Raw genomic sequence first — 18,259 nt, 5'->3', positions numbered from 1 at the left:
ACCCAGCGGGGCGGTCGGGCCAGCCGGGGCGGCGCCATGTTGCGGGAACGGCGCACCCGGTCGTCCGCGTGGCGGCGCCGGCGGCGTCCTCCTACGGTGGGTCGCGGGAGGCACCCATGGACTCGACCCACCCGATCTGCCGTGCCTGCGGCGTGCAGTACGAGAGCGATCACGACCTGGCGCGATGCCCCATCTGCCAGGACGACCGGCAGTACATCCCGCCCGAGGGCCAGCGCTGGACAACCCAGCAGGAGTTGGCCGCCGAAGGCCATCGCACCGTGGTCCGTGAGGAGATGCGGGGTGTGCCGGGGCTCGGCACCGAGCCGCGTTTCGCCATCGGGCAGCGGGCCCTGCTGGTCCCCGGCGGCGGCGGAAACCTGTTGTGGGACTGCGTCACCTGCCTGGACGACGACGTCATCGCCCGGGTGCAGGAAATGGGCGGCATCAGCGCGATCGCCATCTCGCACCCGCACTACTACAGCGCCATGATCGAGTGGAGCGAGGCGTTCGGCGGGGTGCCGATCTACATCCACGAACGGGACCGGCAGTGGGTGCAGCGCAGCGGCCGGGTCGAATTCTGGGAAGGGAACTCCATCCAGGTGCTTCCGGGACGCACGCTGCTGCGGGCCGGGATCCACTTCGCCGGCGGATCCATCCTGCACTGGGCGGAGGGTCCGACCGGCAACGGCGCCCTGTGCACCGGCGACATCTTCCAAGTGGTGGCCGACCGGCGCTGGCTGAGCTTCATGTACAGCTACCCGAACTACATCCCCGAACATCCGGACACCATCAGGCGAGCGGTGCAGCTCGTCGACCCGCTGCCGTTCGACACCATCTACGGCGCCTGGTGGGGGATGGTCGTCACCGAGGATGCCAAGGGTGCGGTGCTCCGGTCGGCGCAGCGCTACTTCGAGCACATCGGGCTGGAGTTCTGACCCCGGAGCACCGGGTCACGGAGCCGGCAGCGGCTCCGCACCCCGCTCGGTCAGCATCTGCGTCATCACGGAGATCTCGGCTGCCTGCGACTGCGCCATCTTGGCCGCGAAGTTCCGCACGACGGGATTCGTCGCGTGCTCGGCCGCGTACGCCATCATCGGCGCCCCGCCCTGGTGGTGCCGGATCATCAGCTGCAGGAAGTAGGTGTCGGAGGCCTCCCCGGTCAGGCCCTTCAGCTTCTGGATCTCCTCGGTGGTGGCCATCCCGGGCATCAGGGCGCCGGACGCCGACGCAGTCATCGGCGCCGACGACATGCCCGACGCCATCGGCGACGACTGCACCGCAGAACCCATGTTCATGCCGCTGTGACCGGCGCCGGTGCCGCCCATCCAGCCCATCCGCTCGCCGTTGTTGAACTCCGGCAGGTCCCAGAGCGAGAGCCAGCCCTGCATCTGGCCGATCTGATCGGTCTGCGTGTATCCGATGTCGTAGGCCATCACCGAGATCTCCTCATCGGTGGTGTTCGCCTCGGCATAGTGCGCCATCAGCACGCCCTGGTCGTGATGGACGATCATGTCCTGGGCGAAACCGGCGTCGACCGAAGAACTGTCGGGTGTGCTCGGTGCGGAGCTGCCGAGCCGGCCGCTGAGCGCCAACCCGAGCGTCGCGCCGACCAGCAACAGCACGACTGCCGCGGCGGCGACCAGCGCGATCATGGTGCCGCGGGAGAAGCGGCGGGCCGGCGCGACGTCACCATCAACATCGAGGCCCCCGCGGTCGCCCGACGCGGCCGATCCGTCCGACCCGCCCGCGGGCTGCTCGGTCATCAGGAGGACGGTGCGCTGGCGGTGGGTGTCCCGGCCGGCGACCCGGTGGCCGCCTCGGCTGTGCTCACCGGTGCGGTGGCCGTCGCATCCACCGACTGGTCACTCTCGGCCACCGACATCTCGCCCGTCGCCGGGGTACTGCCCTCACCGTTCATCGGGATGGCGTCCGGGCCGGGGGGAGTGGCGTCGAAGGCCGGCGGGTTGACGACGTCGAAGGTCGGCTGCTGGCAGGTGGCACCGGTCTCCGGATACACCCAGCGGTTTTGCCGCAGCGCGGTGATGAACTGCTGCACCCGCGGATCGGAGGCCGAGTCGAGCTTGAGCTGATGCGCCCAGGCCTGCAGCGAGATCGTGCTGTCGAGTCCTGGGTACGGCGACAGGCTGAGGAACGGCTGGCCCTCGACGAGCCCGGTGAGGGTGGTCAGGTCGGCCGGGGTGATCGTGTCCGGGTTGTAGGCGATCCACACGGCGCCGTGCTCGAGCGTGTGCACCATGTTCTCGTTGCGGACCGCGGTCGGGTAGACGACGCCGTTGCAGTTCGCCCAGGTGCCGTCGTGCGGGCCGCCGACCGGCGGGAACCGGTTGTAGGCCACCCGCTGGTCAGCGGTGATGTGCAGCGCGGACTTGTAGTCGATGTAGGTGGCGGGCGTGTCCGCGGTCGCGGGTGTGCTGGCGCCGACGAAGATGCCCTCGATGCCGGTGGACGGATCGGGGTTCTGCTCGGACGGAACCCACGGTGCGAGCTCCTCCTGCGCCTGGTCCTTGGCCCGGGTCTGGTTCAGCACGACGATGAAGATGCCGGCGGCGAGGGCCAGCACGACGGCGACAGCACCGATCGTCAGCCAGGGAGGCCCGCCGCCCCGGGTGACCACGGGCGCCGGGCGCCGGCTCTTCGCATTCCTGCCACTTGCCATCATGATGAAGCGAACCTCGTTCGATCGGAGAAGTCGTGATCCGCGCGACCCCCCGGGCCGTGCGCGCGTCCGTCCGGACGGTGCGGAGTCTACGGGGCGACGTCGTGGCGTCCGTGTGAACGAAAGCTGTCCGGGTACCGCTGGTCATTCGGAGCGCTACGGCGTTCCTAGAATGGCCGGGTGAATCCCGCGCAGTTGGCCGATGCGATCCGTGATGCCCTGGCTGCCGCCGTGGCGGCCGGTGACCTGACCGTCGACATTCCCGACGACGTCCCACTGGACCGTCCCCGCTCACGTGAGCACGGCGACTACGCCAGCCCGGTCGCGCTCAAGCTGGCCAAGACCGCGGGTCGACCGCCCCGGCAGATCGCCGAGGCCATCGCGAGGCACCTGGTGGGCACCACCGGCATCGCCGACGTCCAGATCGCCGGGCCGGGTTTCCTCAACATCACCCTGGAGACCGCCGCAGCCGGAGCACTGGTCGGCACCATCGTCCGGGCAGGACTGGCGTACGGCGGGGGCGATGCCCTTGCCGGCAAGCAGGTCAACCTGGAGTTCGTCTCGGCGAACCCGACCGGCCCGATCCACATCGGCGGCGCCCGGTGGGCGGCGGTCGGCGACGCGCTCGGCCGGATCCTGAGCACCCAGGGTGCGACGGTGGTGCGCGAGTACTACTTCAACGACGCCGGAGCGCAGATCGAGCGGTTCGCCCGGTCGCTGCTGGCCGCGGCCAGGGGTCTTCCGGCACCCGAGGACGGCTACGGCGGCGAGTACATCGCCGAGATCGCGGACCGTGTCACCGCCGCCAACCCCGGCGCTCCCGACCTGCCGGACGACGAGGCGATCGCGGTCTACCAGCGCGCCGGCGTCGACCTGATGTTCGACGAGATCAAGGCCACGCTGCACGTGTTCCGGACCGACTTCGACGTCTATTTCCACGAGGATTCGCTGCACCAGAGCGGGGCGGTGGCCGCCGTCGTCGACCGGCTGAAGAACTCCGGGCACCTCACGTTCTCCGACGGTGCGTGGTGGCTCGGGTCGACCGCCTACGGGGACGACAAGGACCGGGTGGTGATCAAGTCCGACGGCGAACCCGCTTATATCGCAGGCGATCTCGCCTACTTCCTGGACAAGCGCTCGCGCGGCTTCGACCTCTGCATCTACATGCTCGGGGCCGACCACCACGGGTACATCGCCCGGCTCAAGGCGGCAGCGGCCGCTCTCGGCGACGACCCCGACGTCGTCGAGGTGCTGATCGGGCAGATGGTGAACCTGGTCCGTGACGGCGTGCCGCTGCGGATGAGCAAGCGGGCCGGCACCGTGATCACCCTGGACGACCTGATCGAGGCGCTGGGTGTGGACGCCGCCCGGTACGCGCTCATCCGCTATTCGGTGGACACCACACTGGATCTCGACCTGGACCTGTGGACCCGGCAGACCAGCGACAACCCGGTCTTCTACGTGCAGTACGCGCACGCCCGGCTCGCCTCGCTGGCCCGCAACGCGGCCGACCTCGGGATCGGGTTGGGCGAGAGCTACGACCCCGCGCTGCTGGACACGCCGCGAGAGTCGGAGCTGATCGCCCTGCTCGCCGCGTACCCCGGTGTCCTCGCGACGGCGGCCGAACTGCGCGAGCCGCACCGGGTCGCGCGGTACCTGGAGGACCTGGCATCGGGGTACCACAAGTTCTACGACTCGATCCGGGTGCTGCCGATGGGTGACGAGAAGCCAACGGACGCAACGGTTGCCCGGTTGTGGCTGTGCGCGGCCACCCGTCAGGTGCTGGCCAACGGCCTCGCGGTTCTCGGCGTCGACGCTCCGGAGCGGATGTGAGGGCGCATCCGGCAGGGCCGCGGTCGGGTGAGCTGCACACGGACCGGCCGGCGGAGGGCGCCCCCGCGGACCTGAACAAGCTCGAGCCGGTCGTCTGGCCGCGCAACGCGCGACGCGACGCAGCCGGGGTGCTCACCCTCGCCGGCGCCGACGTGCGTGAGCTTGCGAGCACTTTCGGCACCCCGCTGATGGTGATCGACGAGGCCGACTTCCGCAGCCGCTGCCAGGACTTCGCGAACGCCTTCGGACGGTCCAACGCCGTCCACTACGCGGGAAAAGCGTTCCTGTGCACCGAGATCATTCATTGGCTGGACGACGAGGGACTCGCCCTGGACGTCTGCAGTTCCGGCGAACTGGGGCTCGCCTTGCGGGCCGGCTTCCCGGCGCGCCGGATCGCCCTGCACGGGTCGAACAAGTCGAACGCCGAGCTGACGACGGCCGTGCAGGAGGGGATCGGCGCCATCGTCATCGACTCCTACGACGAGATCGCCCGGCTCGCCGGCCTCACCGAACACCGCTCCGCGGACGACGCGGTCCCGGTGATGATCCGCGTGACGGTCGGCGTGGAGGCGCACACCCACGAGTTCATCGCCACCGCCCACGAGGACCAGAAGTTCGGCTTCTCGCTGGCCGGTGGGGATGCCGCCGAGGCGGTCAGGCGGGTGGTGGCCCTCACCGGCCTGCGGTTGGTGGGGCTGCACTCGCACATCGGCTCGCAGATCTTCGACCCGTCCGGGTTCGAGGTCGCCGCGCACCGGGTGGTCGCCCTGCTGCGGCAGATCATCGAGGACCACCCGCCACTCGCCGAGAGCATCGTGGCGCTCGACCTCGGTGGCGGACTGGGCATCGCGTACACGTCAGCCGACGACCCGCCGGCGCCCGATCTGATGGCCAAGTCGCTGACCGAGATCGTCACCCGGGAGTGCCAGATCGCCGGGCTCGCCGTCCCCGCCGTCGTGGTCGAACCCGGCCGGGCCATCGCCGGCCCCGGCACCGTGACGGTGTACGAGGTCGGCACCATCAAGGACGTCAGCCTGGACGGCGGGCTGATCCGGCGGTACGTCTCCGTCGACGGAGGGATGAGCGACAACATCAGGACCGCGCTGTACGACGCCGACTACACCGTCACCCTTGCCTCACGGTCCTCCGATGCGCACGCGGTGCTCTGCCGGGTGGTCGGCAAACACTGCGAGAGCGGCGACATCGTCGTTCGCGACTGCTACCTGCCGGCGGACCTCGCGGTCGGCGACCTGGTTGCGGTGGCCGCCACGGGCGCCTACTGCTATTCCATGTCCAGCAACTACAACCGGGTGCCGCGACCCGCGGTGATCGCGGTGACCGACGCCGAACCACGGGTGTTGCTCCGCCGCGAGACCGACGACGACCTGATGCTCCTGGAGACCCGGTGACCACACCTGCCAACCCCGAACCGGCCAACCCCGAACCGGCCGGCCCCGATCCGCGCGACCCGGTCGGCTCGGAACCGCCGGCCGCTGCGACGCCCGCGAAGCAGCCGTCGCTGGTACCCGGCGTGGTGCTGCTCCTGCTGGCCGGTGTGCTGATCGTGGTGACCCTGCTCAAGCCCGACCTTCCGCAGTGGCTGACGGTGACGATCGCTGTGCTGGCCATCGTGGTCGTGGTCGCGCTGCTGATGTACGCCTTCAAGGTCTTCCGGGACGTCACCCGCCCCGGCGGCTCCCGGTGACCGGCGCCGCCGCGGTCCGCGTCGGTGTGCTGGGATCGGGCGTGGTCGGCTCGCAGGTCGTCCGGCTGCTCACGGAGCAGGCCGACGAGCTCGCCGCCAGGATCGGTGCGCCGATCGAGTTGGTCGCCGTGGCCGTCCGCAGACCCGCACGGCACCCGGAGGTGCCGGCCGAGGTGCTGACCACCGACGCTGCCGGTCTGGTGGCCAGGGACGACATCGACGTGATCGTCGAGGTGATGGGCGGTATCGACCCGGCCAAGGAACTGTTGCTCACCGCGCTGCGCCGCGGGGCCGGCGTGGTCACCGCGAACAAGGCGCTGCTCGCCGAGCACGGACCCGAGCTGTACCAGGCGGCCGACGCGGCCGGTGCCGATCTCTACTTCGAAGCCGCCGTCGCCGGTGCCATCCCGCTGATCCGTCCGCTGCGCGAATCCCTTGCCGGAGACCGCATCTCGCGGATCATGGGCATCGTCAACGGCACCACCAACTACATCCTGTCGGCCATGTCGGACACCGGGCTCGGGTACCACGAGGCGCTCGCCGAGGCGACCAGGCTCGGCTACGCCGAGGCCGATCCGACGGCCGACGTCGACGGCTTCGACGCCGCCGCCAAGGCCGCGATCCTCGCCTCGATCGGGTTCCACACCAGGGTCGGCGCGGCCGACGTGCACCGCGAGGGCATCGCCGACGTCTCCGCGACGGACATCGCCGCTGCCCGCCAGATCGGTTGCACCGTCAAGCTTCTCGCGATCTGCGAACGGGTCGGCTCGGTCGCCGGATCGCTGGCCCCCGGGGTCGACGGCAGGGCGGGGGGCGAGGGTGTGTCCGCCAGGGTGCACCCGGTGATGCTGCCGCACAGCCACCCGCTGGCCGGCGTCGACGGCGCCTTCAATGCGGTGTACGTAGAGGCGGAGGCGGCCGGCCGGCTGATGTTCTACGGCCCGGGGGCCGGGGGCGCACCGACCGCGTCCGCGGTGCTCGGCGACCTCGTCGCGGTCGCCCGGAACAGGATCGCCGGCGGCCGCGGGCCGCGGGAATCCGCCTACGCCGCGCTGCCGATCCAGCCGATGGGCCAGGTGCTCAGCCGGTATCACATCAGCCTCGACGTCGACGACAAGGCCGGTGTCCTCGCGTCGGTGGCGATGGCCTTCGCCGACGCCGGGATCTCGATCTCGACGGTCCGGCAGGAGGGCCGCGGCGACGACGCCACGCTGGTCGTCGTCACGCACAGCGCTCCCGACGCCGCGCTGGCCGGCACCGTGGACAAGCTCGCTCAGCTGGACTCGGTCCGCCGGGTCACCTCGGTGATGCGGGTGATGGGAGACTTGCGATGAGCCGAACCAGAAGGGTGATGGTGTGACCGTGACTGCCACCGCCGCTCAAGTCGGCTGGCCAGGGCTGATCGCCGCCTACCCGGATCGGGTGGCCGTGCCGCCCGGTGCCCGGGTCGTCACGCTGCTCGAGGGCGGAACCCCGCTGCTGCCGGCCGAGGCACTGTCCGACCGGCTCGGCGTGCAGGTCTACCTCAAGGTCGAGGGCGCGAACCCGACCGGCTCGTTCAAGGACCGCGGGATGACGGTCGCCGTCACCTACGCACTGGCGCTGGGCGCCAAGGCGGTGATCTGCGCCTCCACCGGCAACACCTCGGCCTCGGCCGCCGCCTATGCGGCCCGGGCCGGCCTGACCTGCGCCGTTCTGGTCCCGCAGGGCAAGATCGCGGCCGGCAAGCTGGCCCAGGCGGTCGCCTACGGCGCGAAGATCCTGCAGGTCGACGGCAACTTCGACGATTGCCTCGAGCTGGCCCGCAAGACCGCGGCCTCGCACGAGGAGATCGCGCTGGTCAACTCGGTCAACCCGGTCCGGATCGAGGGGCAGAAGACCGCGTCCTTCGAAATCTGCGACACCCTTGGCCGTGCCCCGGACATCCACTACCTACCGGTCGGAAACGCGGGCAACATCACCGCGTACTGGAAGGGCTACCGCGAGTACTTCGCGGACGGCGTCATCGACGCGCTGCCCCGGATGTTCGGCTTCCAGGCCGCTGGCGCCGCGCCGCTGGTGCTCGGCCACCCTGTCCTGCACCCGGACACCATCGCCACCGCGATCCGGATCGGCGCACCCGCATCCTGGACGGGCGCGATCGACGCCCGGGATTCCTCGCACGGGCTGATCGACGCGGTCACCGACGAACAGATCCTCGAGGCATACCGGCTGCTGGCCTCCACCGAGGGCGTCTTCGTGGAACCCGCATCCGCCGCGTCCGTCGCCGGACTGATGGCAACAGCGCGGGACGGCCGGTTGCCGGCCGGTGCGCTCGTGGTCTGCACGGTCACCGGCAACGGTTTGAAGGACCCGGACACCGCGATGACGTTCATGACCGAGCCCGTTGTGCTGCCGGTGGCGGCCGACGCCGTCACGGAAGCGTTGGAACTGGCTTGACGGGGGCTGCTCGATGAGGCCCGGGCTGCCGCCCGGAGCGGAACTGGGGAGGACCGGATCGGGGACCGGCGGGGCGGTCACCGTTCGGGTTCCGGCAACGTCGGCGAACCTCGGGCCCGGTTTCGACAGCTTCGGCCTCGCCCTGGCCCGGTATGACGAGGTGACGGCGGCCGCCACGGAGTCGGGCCTGCTTGTCGAGGTTGTCGGTGTGGGCGCCGGCGAGGTGCCGTTGACCCACGAGCATCTCGTCGTCCGCGCGGTCGCGGCGGTCTTCGAGCTGGCCGGGCACCCGCTGCCCGGGCTGCACCTGCGGTGCGTCAACTGCATTCCGCACGGCGGCGGGCTCGGATCGTCCGCCGCGGCAATCGTCGCGGGCGTCCTGCTGGGACGGGAACTGCTCGCCGGCGCGGTTCCGCAACCCGCCGAGCGCCCGACGGACCAGGACCTCTTCGCACTCGCCACCAGGATGGAGGGCCACCCGGACAACGTCGCACCGGCGTTGTTCGGCGGGCTCACGCTGTCCTACCTGGGCGCCGACGGCTGTCCCGTCGCAGCCCGGCCCGCCGTGCACCCCGACGTGAAGGTGGTGGTGTTCAGCGCGCACCGGGCCAGCTCGACGGAACACTCCCGCCGCTTGCTGCCGGCCACCGTCCCGCACGCCGACGCCAGCGCGAACGCCGCCGCGGCCGGATTGCTGGTGCACGCGCTGACCGCGGACCCGTCTTTCCTGCTGCCGGCCACCGAGGACCGGCTGCACCAGCAGTACCGGGCCGCCGCCATGCCGGAATCCGCCGCGCTGGTCGCCGAATTGCGGGCCGCCGGGATCGCCGCCGTCATCTCCGGGGCGGGACCGTCGGTCCTCGCGCTGAGCACCGAACCCATCCGCCTGCAGGATTGGGAGCGGACGGGTTTCGACCTCGCGCACGTCGATGTCTGCACCACCGGAGCGACGATTCAGCCTGCGTGAGGCGGCTTCTCGACCCGCTCGGCGGCTGCGGCGGACGAGCCGACGGACCCACCGCGGAGAACCCGGAAGCCGACACGCTCACGTGCAGTTGCTGATGCCGCTGATGTGCGGTTACTGTGGAAGGCGATCACCGGCTGTGCCTGCTGCGACGTTGGGTCTGCGAGCCGGAAATCGACGGTGGGGGACTGAAAAGGCCTCTTGCCGCTCCCACTCTGAAGGACTCCTCCCGCCGGAACGTACCCCGGAGGCGCCGGATCGGCTCATGGTCGACTTCCCCGTCGAATCATGGATTCAGTTGAGGTGATCACCGACTCCGCCGTACCCATCCTGGGTGCGCAACGGCAGCTACCGCGTACCGCGGTGAACTCAATCCCGGCCAGTACATCCGGCCGGACAGGAAGGATCTTCGTGACTGAAACCACGGAGTCGCTCGACAATTCCGCCACCGCGACCGCGCCCGCCAAGGGCCGGACCCGCAAGGGTGAGGGCTTGTCGGGCATGGTGCTGACCGATCTCAAGGCCCTCGCCGGCCAACTCGGGATCCGCGGCACCTCCGGCATGCGCAAGGGCGATCTGGTGGCCGCGATCGCGGCCCGGCAGAACGGCACCGGCGCAGGTTCGGCCCCGTCGGCAGGCTCGACGGGCAGCAATCGGCGGTCCGGTGGCACCGCCGCGACCGACGGTGCCGCGACCGACGCACCGACCGATGCGCCGGCCACGAACGGCCGCGCGAGCGTCGGTGACCCCGTTCTGCCGCTCGGCGAGCCCAGCGCTGAAACCCGCCGGGAGAGTGCACCCCAGGCCGCAGCGCAGGCTCCCACCGAGAATGACCGGCAACAGCGCACCGACGACACCGATCGCCGCGATTCGTCGCAGAACGGCGCGGCAACCGCATCTGACCAGCGCGAACAGACCGGCGAACGCGGCTCCGAGGAGTCGAGCGACTCCGATGACGGCCAGCGCAACCGGCGCAACCGGCGCAACCGCCGGGACGGGCGGGACGGTCGCGACACCGGCGACGGTGCCGTGCAGACCGGTGAGCGCAACGGTCAGGCCAGGGACACCCAGAACAGGGACACCCAGAACCGGGATCAGGGTCGGGACCAGAACCGTGACAACCAGTCGCGCGATCAGGGCCGGGACCAGAACCGTGACAACCAGGGCCGCGACCAGAATCGCGATGGTCAGGGCGGTCGGGATCAGAACCGTGACAACCAGGGCCGTGACAACCAGGGCCGTGACAACCAGCGGGACAACCAGGGCCGCGACCAGAACCGGCAGGGTCGGCAGACCACCGACAACCGTCGCGACGACGACGACGAGGGTGACGGCCGCGGCCGTCGCGGCCGCCGTTACCGCGACCGCAACCGCCGCACGTCCCGCGACCGTTTTGCACCGGACGGCCCGGCCGAGCCCGAGGTACGCGACGACGACGTTCTCGTTCCCGTCGCCGGGATCCTGGACGTGCTCGACTCGTACGCCTTCATCCGGACGTCCGGTTACCTCACCGGCCCGAACGACGTCTATGTCTCGCTCTCCCAGGTCCGGAAGAACGGCCTGCGCAGGGGCGATGCGGTGACCGGGGCGGTCCGTGCGCAGCGTGACGGCGAGGCCCAGCGGCAGAAGTTCAACGCCCTGGTCCGGCTGGACTCGGTGAACGGGCTCGAGCCCGAACAGGCGAAGAACCGGCCGGAATTCACCAAGCTGACGCCGCTCTACCCGAACGACCGGCTGCGCCTGGAGACCGAGGCGCACCTGCTGACCACCCGGGTCATCGACCTGGTGATGCCGGTCGGCAAGGGTCAGCGCGCGCTGATCGTGTCGCCGCCCAAGGCGGGCAAGACGATGGTCATGCAGGCCATCGCCAACGCGATCACCACGAACAACCCCGAGTGCCACCTGATGGTGGTGCTGGTGGACGAGCGGCCTGAAGAGGTCACCGACATGCAGCGTTCGGTGAAGGGCGAGGTCATCGCCTCGACGTTCGACCGGCCGCCGTCCGACCACACCCTGGTCGCCGAGCTGGCCATCGAGCGGGCGAAGCGGCTCGTCGAGATGGGACGCGACGTCGTCGTGCTGCTCGACTCGATCACCCGGCTCGGTCGCGCCTACAACCTGGCGGCCCCGGCGTCCGGCCGGATCCTGTCCGGTGGTGTCGATTCGACGGCGTTGTTCCCGCCGAAGCGGTTCCTCGGCGCGGCCCGGAACATCGAGAACGGTGGCTCTCTCACGATCTTCGCGTCCGCACTGGTGGAAACCGGGTCGGCCGGCGACACCGTGATCTTCGAGGAGTTCAAGGGCACCGGCAACGCCGAGCTCAAGCTGGACAGGCGGCTGGCGGACAAGCGGATCTTCCCGGCGATCGACGTCGACCAGTCGTCGACCCGTAAGGAAGACCTGCTGCTGTCGCCCGACGAGTTGGCGATCGTCGTCAAGCTCCGCCGGGTGCTGGCCGCGCTGGACACCCAGCAGGCGCTGGAGCTGGTGCTCGATCGGCTGCGCAAGACACGCAGCAACGTCGAGTTCCTGATGCAGGTGGCGAAGAACACCCCCGGCAGCGACTGAGGGGCATGACCACACCACTGGATGTGCTCGGCGACGCCCAGTACGCCCTGCTGACGACGTTCCGCAAGGACGGCACCGGCGTCCCGACGCCGGTGTGGGTGGTGCGGATCGGCGACGAGTTGCGGGTCTGGACCATCCGCGACTCCGGCAAGGTCAAGCGGATTCGGCGCACCGGCCGGGTGCAGATCGCACCCTGCACCGTCCGTGGCAACCCGCGCGGGAAACCGGTCGACGCCACCGCTCGGATGCTGCCGCACTCCGAGGCGCCGGCCGTGCTCGGTGCGTTGGCCGCCAAGTACGGGCTGATGGGGTGGTGGACCAAGCTGATGAACCGGTTCACCGGCGACACCAGGGCGGTCATCGGGGTCACCATCCCCTGACGAGGTTCTTCCGGTGCGGCGGCCGCGCCGGAATAGCCCGCCGCCCCGCACTGTTTGGCTAAATGACCGACCCATCTGGCACACTGGTCGGTCGAGCCCGGCTCCGGTTCACGCCCCCGACGCACCGTCGCGGACGACCCGGCGCCCCACGCAAGGCTCTACCGAAAGAGGACATCGCATGAAGACCGGCATCCATCCCGCATACGTGACCACCGAGGTCAGCTGCGGTTGCGGCAACACCTTCACCACCCGCAGCACCGAGAACAGCGGCAAGATCCACGTCGAGGTCTGCTCGAACTGCCACCCGTTCTACACCGGCAAGCAGAAGATCCTGGACACCGGCGGCCGGGTCGCGCGCTTCGAGGCGCGGTACGGCAAGCGCAGCCGCTAGCGCATCGACGGCGCCCGCAGGACCGACACGGTCCGCGGGCGCCGTTTGCTGTTCCGGGAAGATCCAGCTCGAAGGAGGAAGCCGACCGATGACGTCCGCTCCTTCCGCCGACGTGCCCCGCGCCTCCATCGAGCAGTTGCTGGCCGAGTACGAAGACCTACAGGCCCGGCTCAACGACCCCGGGGTGCACGCCGACCAGGCCGTTGCCCGGCGGCTCGGTCGGCGCTACGCCGAGCTGACGCCGATCGTCACCACCTCCACTGCGCTGGACGAGGCCAGGGGAGACCTGCAGGCCGCCCGTGAGTTGACCGCGGAGGACCCGAGTTTCGCCGACGAAGCGCAGGCCGTGGCCGACCGGGTGGCCGAGCTCGAGACCCGGCTGGGCGAGTTGCTCACCCCGCGCGACCCGGACGACAGCAAGGACGTGCTGGTCGAGGTGAAAGCCGGTGAGGGCGGCGAGGAATCGGCCCTGTTCGCCGGTGACCTGCTCCGGATGTACCTGCGGTACGCCGAACGTCGCGGCTGGAAGACCGAGGTCCTGTCGGCGACCGAATCAGACCTGGGCGGCTACAAGGACGCGACGGTCGCGATCAAGGCACCGGCCGCCTCGGCGGACGGGGTGTGGGCCCGGCTCAAGTTCGAGGGCGGCGTTCACCGCGTACAGCGCGTCCCGGTGACCGAGTCGCAGGGACGCATCCATACGTCCGCGGCCGGGGTGCTGGTCGCCCCGGAGGCCGAGGACGTCGACGTCACCGTGGACCCCAACGACCTGCGGATCGACGTGTTCCGCTCGTCCGGCCCCGGCGGCCAGTCCGTCAACACCACCGATTCCGCGGTCCGGATCACCCACGTCCCGACCGGCATCGTGGTCTCCTGCCAGAACGAGAAATCCCAGCTGCAGAACAAGGAACAGGCGATGCGGATCCTGCGCGCGCGGCTGCTGGCCGCGGCCCGGGCGACCGCCGATGCCGCCGCAGCGGACGCGCGCAGGTCCCAGGTCCGCACCGTGGACCGGTCGGAACGTGTTCGTACGTACAACTTCCCGGAGAATCGCATCGCCGACCACCGCGTCGGATACAAGGCCTACAACCTCGACGCGGTGCTGGACGGCGACCTCGATGCGGTGCTGGACGCGCTGGCCCAGGCCGACCGCACCGAGCGGCTGGCGACCGGCACAGCCGGCCGGCCATGAGCCGCCAGTCGCTGCGGTCGGCCATCGTCGCGGCCACCGCGACCCTGGACCGCGCCGGTGTGCCGAGCCCCGGCGTCGACGCCGAGGAACTGGCCGCGCACCTGCTGGGCGTCTCCCGGACCCGCCTCGGGCTGACCCCGCTCGTCGAGTCGTCCTGGATCGACGGTTACCACGCGCTGGTGGCCCGCCGCGCGGAACGCATTCCGCTGCAGCACATCGTCGGGTCGGTGCAGTTCGGCCAGGCCACGATCGCCGTCGGCCCCGGGGTGTTCATTCCGCGGCCGGAGACCGAGTGGCTCGTCGACTGGGCACTGAAAGCCATTGCCGACGTCCGGTCGCCGATCGTCGTCGATCTCTGCGCGGGCAGCGGGGCGATCGCCCTGGCGATCTCGGCCGCCCGGCCCGACGCCCGCGTGATCGCGGTCGAACGATCGCACCAGGCGCTGGCCTGGGCACGGCGGAACGTCGTTGCACACGTCGACCGCGGCGGGACGCCGGTGGAACTGCGCGGCGGCGACATCCTGGACCCCCGGCTGCTGTCCGACCTCGACGCCACCGCCGACCTGGTGACGGCCAACCCGCCCTACGTGCCGGACGGTACCGCCGTCGAGCCGGAAGTGGGTGACCACGATCCGGCGGAGGCCGTCTTCGGCGGCCCCGACGGTCTTGCGCTGATCCGGCCGCTGATCTCGGTCGCGGCGGGTCTGCTGAAGGTCGGCGGCGTGCTGGCGATCGAGCACGACGACACGCAGGGGGAGTCCGTGCCCGAACTGCTCGGCAACCGCCGGGTGCTGACCGACGTCGTCGACCACCCGGATCTGACGGGTCGGCCGCGGTTCGTCACCGCCACCCGGATCAGGATGGCCACGCGATGAGCGACACCATGAGTACCCACCATGAACGCGCCAGGACCTGTGGGATGACCAACACCGGGAGGACTGCTCCGTGACCATGTTCGATTGCGCGGACCCGGTGGCAAGGCGGGCCGGGCTGGAAGCCGCCGCGCATGCCGCCCGGTCCGGGAATCTTGTGGTGATGCCCACAGACACCGTTTACGGGATCGGGGCCGACGCGTTCAACGCCGCCGCTGTACGCGCGCTGTTGGCTGCCAAGGGCCGCGGACCGGACATGCCGGTTCCGGTCCTGGTCGGATCCTGGACCACCATCGACGGCCTGGTGATGGCTGTTCCGCCGGTGGCCCGCACCCTCATCGAGGCCTTCTGGCCCGGCGGCCTGTCGCTCGTCATCGAGCACGCACCCAGCCTCAGCTGGGATCTCGGGGACGCGAAGGGCACCGTCATGGTGCGGATGCCGCTGCACCCGGTGGCGCTGGACCTGCTGCGACTGGTCGGCCCGATGGCCGTCTCCAGCGCGAACCGGAGTGGCAGCCCGGCCGCCACCACCGCCGCCGACGCCGCGGCGCAACTGGGTGACGACGTCTCGGTGTACCTGGAGGGCGGTCCGTCACCGATCGGTGTCGCCTCCACGGTGGTGGACCTGACGTCGGAGGTGCCGCGCGTCCTGCGGGCCGGGGCCGTGAGCACCGACCGGATCCGTGAGGTCATCGGCGAGATCGAACTGCCGGCCTGATCGGGCGAACGCAGCACCGGTCCGGCGCAGGACGTCATCGGCCCCGGAAATGGCCGAAGGCCCGACCGGCGACGGCGTGTCGCGATCGGGCCTGCGGGCAGCTCCCGGCGTGGGGCTAGTTCTGATTCGTTGCCCTCGGCGGCAATGCTTGGTCCGGGCGTCGGACCCCATCCGTTCGAAGGGTGAATCGGAGCTACATCTATACGACGGCCCATACCGTCAGCGGTTCCGCGGTTGGCGGATTTTTCTTTCCGACCGCTGCCGGGCCGCGGCCTGGGCCGGTGCGGGGGTCGGCGCGGGTGTCGGTTCGCGCGGGCCGTCCCGACTACCCTGACCGGGTGGCGGAGTATGTGATCCCGACGCGCGAGTACGCGCTGGTCTTCGGGACCGCCGTGGTCGTCACCTTCTTGTTGACCGGGCTGGTCAGGCTGCTCGCCGTCCGGCTCGGTGCCGTCACCCCGATCCGTGAGCGTGACGTGCACTCGCTGCCGATCCCGCGGATGGGCGGCGTCGCGGTGTACGCGGGGTTCGCCGCCGCTGTGCTGATGGCCTTGCAGCTGCCGGCCGTCGGCGGCGCGTTCATCTCGTCATCCGAGGTGCTGGGCATCCTTGCCGCGGGCGGGCTGATCTGCCTGGTCGGGGTGCTGGACGACCGTTTCGATCTGGACGCCATCGCGAAGCTGGCAGGTCAGATCCTGGCCGCGGGCGTGCTGGTGCTGTTCGGCGTGCAGTGGCAGGTGTTGTGGCTGCCCGGCAGCGGTCCCACCGGCGGCAGCCTGGTCAGCCTCGATCAGACGCAGGGCATCGTGCTGACCGTCCTGCTGACGGTCGTGCTGACGAACGCGATGAACTTCATCGACGGCCTGGACGGTCTGCTCGCCGGAGTGGCGGCCATCTCGGCGTTCGCCATCTTCATTTTCTCGGTGCGGCAGTTGTCGCTGTCCGGGGACGACAGCTCGGCGTCCCAGCCACCGCTGATCGCGGCAGCGCTGTTCGGCGCCTGCATCGGCTTCCTGCCGCACAACTTCTCGCCCGCCCGCATCTTCATGGGCGACTCCGGCGCGATGTTCATCGGCCTGGCGATGGCCGGCGCGACGGTCAGCGCGGGCGGCAAGCTCGATCCCTCCACGTTCGGGCCGCGCTCCACCATCGCGCTGCTCGCGCCGCTGATCGTCGCGCTCGCGGTTGTCTTCATCCCGGTGCTGGACTTCCTGCTGGCGGTGATCCGCCGGACCAAGGAAGGCCGCCATCCGTTCAGCGCGGACAAACAGCACCTGCACCACCGGATGCTCGCCATCGGCCATACCCATCGCCAGGCGGTGCTGATCTTCTACTACTGGGCGTTCGTGCTCGCCGCCGGCGCGGTCTCGCTGGTCTTCGTCACCTGGGAGGTCGCGATCGTGCCGGTGTCCGTGCTGATCGCAGTCGGGCTCGCGTTCTCCACCTGGCCCAAGATGCAGGCCCGGCGGCTGGCCCGCGTGCGCAGCGACAGTGTGCCGCCGGCGGTCGCGCCATGACGCTTCCCGGGGGACCGAAGGACGACGGCACGCCGACCCCACGACGCGCCCCGGTCGACCTGTCCGCAGAGGCCCGGGCGGCGCAGAAGATCGCCGACCGAAGCCGCTCCGAGGGCATCTGGTCGCTCGGTCACCTGCGGCTCTGCTGGATCGCCCTGGTCGCCGGCGCTGTCGTCCTCGGAACGGTCGCCGGATTCACCCAGGGCCTGGGCGCCGTGCTGGGGGTACTGATCGGCACCGTGATCGTCGGCGCCTTCTTCACCTTCTCGGCGATGGTGATCGCCTGGGTCGGCAAGACGAACCCGAAGACCGTGATGATCGCCGCCCTGTTCGCCTATGTCATCAAGGTGCTGGTGCTGGCGATCGTGCTCATGACGATGCCGATCGACGGACTCGTCGATGTCAGGTGGATGGCCGGCGCGATCGGGCTCGGACTGTTCCTGTGGCTCGGCGCGCACATGCGGTATGTCTGGACATTGAAGCTCTACTACGTCGACCCCGGATGATCTTGCACGACCGAACGTGTTGCCCGTCACCAGCGAAAACGGGTGTACAGCATGCTTTTCGGTGATCCCAGACACGCGGTAAGGATCACCTTGGGTGGGTGCGACGGAGGTCTTGAGCAACTGATAGTGTCCGGGACGCCATGAAGATGCGTGCCGTAGCCCGGCCCCCCTCCGGGGGAGTCGATCAGGGCTGGGCGGTTCTCAGCACCATGATCTCCGGACTCGTGGTGTTCGGCGGAGTCGGTTGGCTGTTGGATCATTGGTGGGACACCCGCCTGATGATGCCGACCGGGTTCGTCATAGGGCTGGCACTGGGCATCTACGCCGTGGTGATGCGGTTCGGACGTCCCGAGACGACCGAGACCGCGAGGACATCGGCCCAGAAGGCTGACGCAGCAACAGCATTGAGAGCAGCAAAGTTGGCCAACAGAGACAAGGCCTTCCACCGAGAACGAGCAGTACGCGCACGAGTGATGGCACCACCGATATCAGCTGAA

The 18,259-nt window shown here is 70.1% G+C and carries 17 protein-coding genes; 15 read left to right on the top strand and 2 right to left on the bottom strand.

Annotated features, from left to right (window positions below):
* Nucleotides 1-116 precede the first annotated feature (116 nt).
* Nucleotides 117-935 carry an MBL fold metallo-hydrolase gene (locus ACVBEQ_RS03565; RefSeq protein WP_447152045.1) on the top strand — a complete coding sequence of 273 codons (819 nt, stop codon included), beginning with the start codon at nt 117-119 and terminating at the stop codon, nt 933-935.
* Between the two features lie 15 nt (nt 936-950).
* Here ACVBEQ_RS03565 and ACVBEQ_RS03560 read toward each other — a convergent pair whose 3' ends face one another.
* Both ACVBEQ_RS03560 and ACVBEQ_RS03555 read right to left on the bottom strand, forming a co-directional pair.
* Entirely contained in the window at nt 951-1,763 is an 813-nt protein-coding gene (locus ACVBEQ_RS03560) for a DUF305 domain-containing protein (RefSeq protein ID WP_447152044.1), read from the bottom strand.
* Nucleotides 1,763-2,680, bottom strand: a complete 918-nt coding sequence (locus ACVBEQ_RS03555) for a DUF3105 domain-containing protein (RefSeq protein WP_447152043.1) — start codon at nt 2,678-2,680, stop codon at nt 1,763-1,765. Before ACVBEQ_RS03555 ends, ACVBEQ_RS03560 begins: the two co-directional genes overlap by 1 nt.
* A 177-nt stretch (nt 2,681-2,857) precedes the next feature.
* Between ACVBEQ_RS03555 and argS the strand changes: the two genes are divergently transcribed.
* From argS to ACVBEQ_RS03485, 14 genes are all read left to right on the top strand, one after another.
* Nucleotides 2,858-4,510, top strand: coding sequence for an arginine--tRNA ligase (gene argS, locus ACVBEQ_RS03550; protein ID WP_447152042.1), 1,653 nt, complete (start codon nt 2,858-2,860; stop codon nt 4,508-4,510).
* Entirely contained in the window at nt 4,507-5,919 is a 1,413-nt protein-coding gene (lysA, locus tag ACVBEQ_RS03545; protein ID WP_447152041.1) for a diaminopimelate decarboxylase, read from the top strand. Before argS ends, lysA begins: the two co-directional genes overlap by 4 nt.
* The gene (locus ACVBEQ_RS03540) at nt 5,916-6,215 is read left to right on the top strand and encodes a hypothetical protein (RefSeq protein ID WP_447152040.1); all 300 of its coding nucleotides are present in this window, start codon (nt 5,916-5,918) and stop codon (nt 6,213-6,215) included. The genes lysA and ACVBEQ_RS03540 overlap by 4 nt, the downstream gene beginning before the upstream one ends.
* A complete protein-coding gene (locus ACVBEQ_RS03535; RefSeq protein ID WP_447152039.1) occupies nt 6,212-7,549 on the top strand; it encodes a homoserine dehydrogenase in 1,338 nt (445 codons plus the stop codon). The genes ACVBEQ_RS03540 and ACVBEQ_RS03535 overlap by 4 nt, the downstream gene beginning before the upstream one ends.
* A 22-nt stretch (nt 7,550-7,571) precedes the next feature.
* Nucleotides 7,572-8,654: a threonine synthase gene (gene thrC / locus ACVBEQ_RS03530; protein ID WP_447152038.1), complete on the top strand. Its 1,083-nt coding sequence runs from the start codon at nt 7,572-7,574 to the stop codon at nt 8,652-8,654.
* A gap of 13 nt (nt 8,655-8,667) precedes the next feature.
* Entirely contained in the window at nt 8,668-9,621 is a 954-nt protein-coding gene (gene thrB, locus ACVBEQ_RS03525; RefSeq protein WP_447152037.1) for a homoserine kinase, read from the top strand.
* A gap of 408 nt (nt 9,622-10,029) precedes the next feature.
* Nucleotides 10,030-12,186 (top strand): transcription termination factor Rho, encoded by a 2,157-nt coding sequence (gene rho, locus ACVBEQ_RS03520; protein ID WP_447152036.1) that lies wholly within the window; start codon nt 10,030-10,032, stop codon nt 12,184-12,186.
* Between the two features lie 5 nt (nt 12,187-12,191).
* Complete coding sequence (locus tag ACVBEQ_RS03515; protein ID WP_447152035.1) at nt 12,192-12,566, top strand: PPOX class F420-dependent oxidoreductase; 375 nt, start codon at nt 12,192-12,194, stop codon at nt 12,564-12,566.
* A 178-nt stretch (nt 12,567-12,744) separates the two neighbouring features.
* Nucleotides 12,745-12,957 carry a 50S ribosomal protein L31 gene (rpmE, locus tag ACVBEQ_RS03510; protein WP_447152034.1) on the top strand — a complete coding sequence of 71 codons (213 nt, stop codon included), beginning with the start codon at nt 12,745-12,747 and terminating at the stop codon, nt 12,955-12,957.
* A gap of 88 nt (nt 12,958-13,045) precedes the next feature.
* Nucleotides 13,046-14,149, top strand: coding sequence for a peptide chain release factor 1 (gene prfA, locus ACVBEQ_RS03505; protein WP_447152033.1), 1,104 nt, complete (start codon nt 13,046-13,048; stop codon nt 14,147-14,149).
* On the top strand, nt 14,146-15,024 hold the full coding sequence (gene prmC / locus ACVBEQ_RS03500) for a peptide chain release factor N(5)-glutamine methyltransferase (RefSeq protein WP_447152032.1): 879 nt from the start codon (nt 14,146-14,148) through the stop codon (nt 15,022-15,024). The genes prfA and prmC overlap by 4 nt, the downstream gene beginning before the upstream one ends.
* Nucleotides 15,025-15,100: 76 nt before the next feature.
* Nucleotides 15,101-15,739 carry an L-threonylcarbamoyladenylate synthase gene (locus ACVBEQ_RS03495; RefSeq protein WP_447152178.1) on the top strand — a complete coding sequence of 213 codons (639 nt, stop codon included), beginning with the start codon at nt 15,101-15,103 and terminating at the stop codon, nt 15,737-15,739.
* A 338-nt stretch (nt 15,740-16,077) separates the two neighbouring features.
* Nucleotides 16,078-17,256: a glycosyltransferase family 4 protein gene (locus ACVBEQ_RS03490; protein ID WP_447152031.1), complete on the top strand. Its 1,179-nt coding sequence runs from the start codon at nt 16,078-16,080 to the stop codon at nt 17,254-17,256.
* Nucleotides 17,253-17,762, top strand: a complete 510-nt coding sequence (locus ACVBEQ_RS03485) for a hypothetical protein (RefSeq protein WP_447152030.1) — start codon at nt 17,253-17,255, stop codon at nt 17,760-17,762. Before ACVBEQ_RS03490 ends, ACVBEQ_RS03485 begins: the two co-directional genes overlap by 4 nt.
* Nucleotides 17,763-18,259 lie beyond the last annotated feature (497 nt).

Source organism: Nakamurella sp. GG22 (assembly GCF_052976845.2).
Note: the sequence above shows the minus strand (reverse complement) of the source record. Positions and strands in the feature narration are given on the sequence as shown.

What these genes read in the sequence shown, in the direction of transcription:
- ACVBEQ_RS03565 (WP_447152045.1), top strand. Translation starts at nt 117, where the DNA reads ATGGACTCGACCCACCCGATCTGCCGTGCCTGCGGCGTGCAGTACGAG.
- ACVBEQ_RS03560 (WP_447152044.1), bottom strand. Translation starts at nt 1,763, where the DNA reads ATGACCGAGCAGCCCGCGGGCGGGTCGGACGGATCGGCCGCGTCGGGC.
- ACVBEQ_RS03555 (WP_447152043.1), bottom strand. Translation starts at nt 2,680, where the DNA reads ATGATGGCAAGTGGCAGGAATGCGAAGAGCCGGCGCCCGGCGCCCGTG.
- thrB (WP_447152037.1), top strand. Translation starts at nt 8,668, where the DNA reads ATGAGGCCCGGGCTGCCGCCCGGAGCGGAACTGGGGAGGACCGGATCG.
- ACVBEQ_RS03515 (WP_447152035.1), top strand. Translation starts at nt 12,192, where the DNA reads ATGACCACACCACTGGATGTGCTCGGCGACGCCCAGTACGCCCTGCTG.
- rpmE (WP_447152034.1), top strand. Translation starts at nt 12,745, where the DNA reads ATGAAGACCGGCATCCATCCCGCATACGTGACCACCGAGGTCAGCTGC.
- prfA (WP_447152033.1), top strand. Translation starts at nt 13,046, where the DNA reads ATGACGTCCGCTCCTTCCGCCGACGTGCCCCGCGCCTCCATCGAGCAG.
- prmC (WP_447152032.1), top strand. Translation starts at nt 14,146, where the DNA reads ATGAGCCGCCAGTCGCTGCGGTCGGCCATCGTCGCGGCCACCGCGACC.
- ACVBEQ_RS03495 (WP_447152178.1), top strand. Translation starts at nt 15,101, where the DNA reads ATGTTCGATTGCGCGGACCCGGTGGCAAGGCGGGCCGGGCTGGAAGCC.
- ACVBEQ_RS03485 (WP_447152030.1), top strand. Translation starts at nt 17,253, where the DNA reads ATGACGCTTCCCGGGGGACCGAAGGACGACGGCACGCCGACCCCACGA.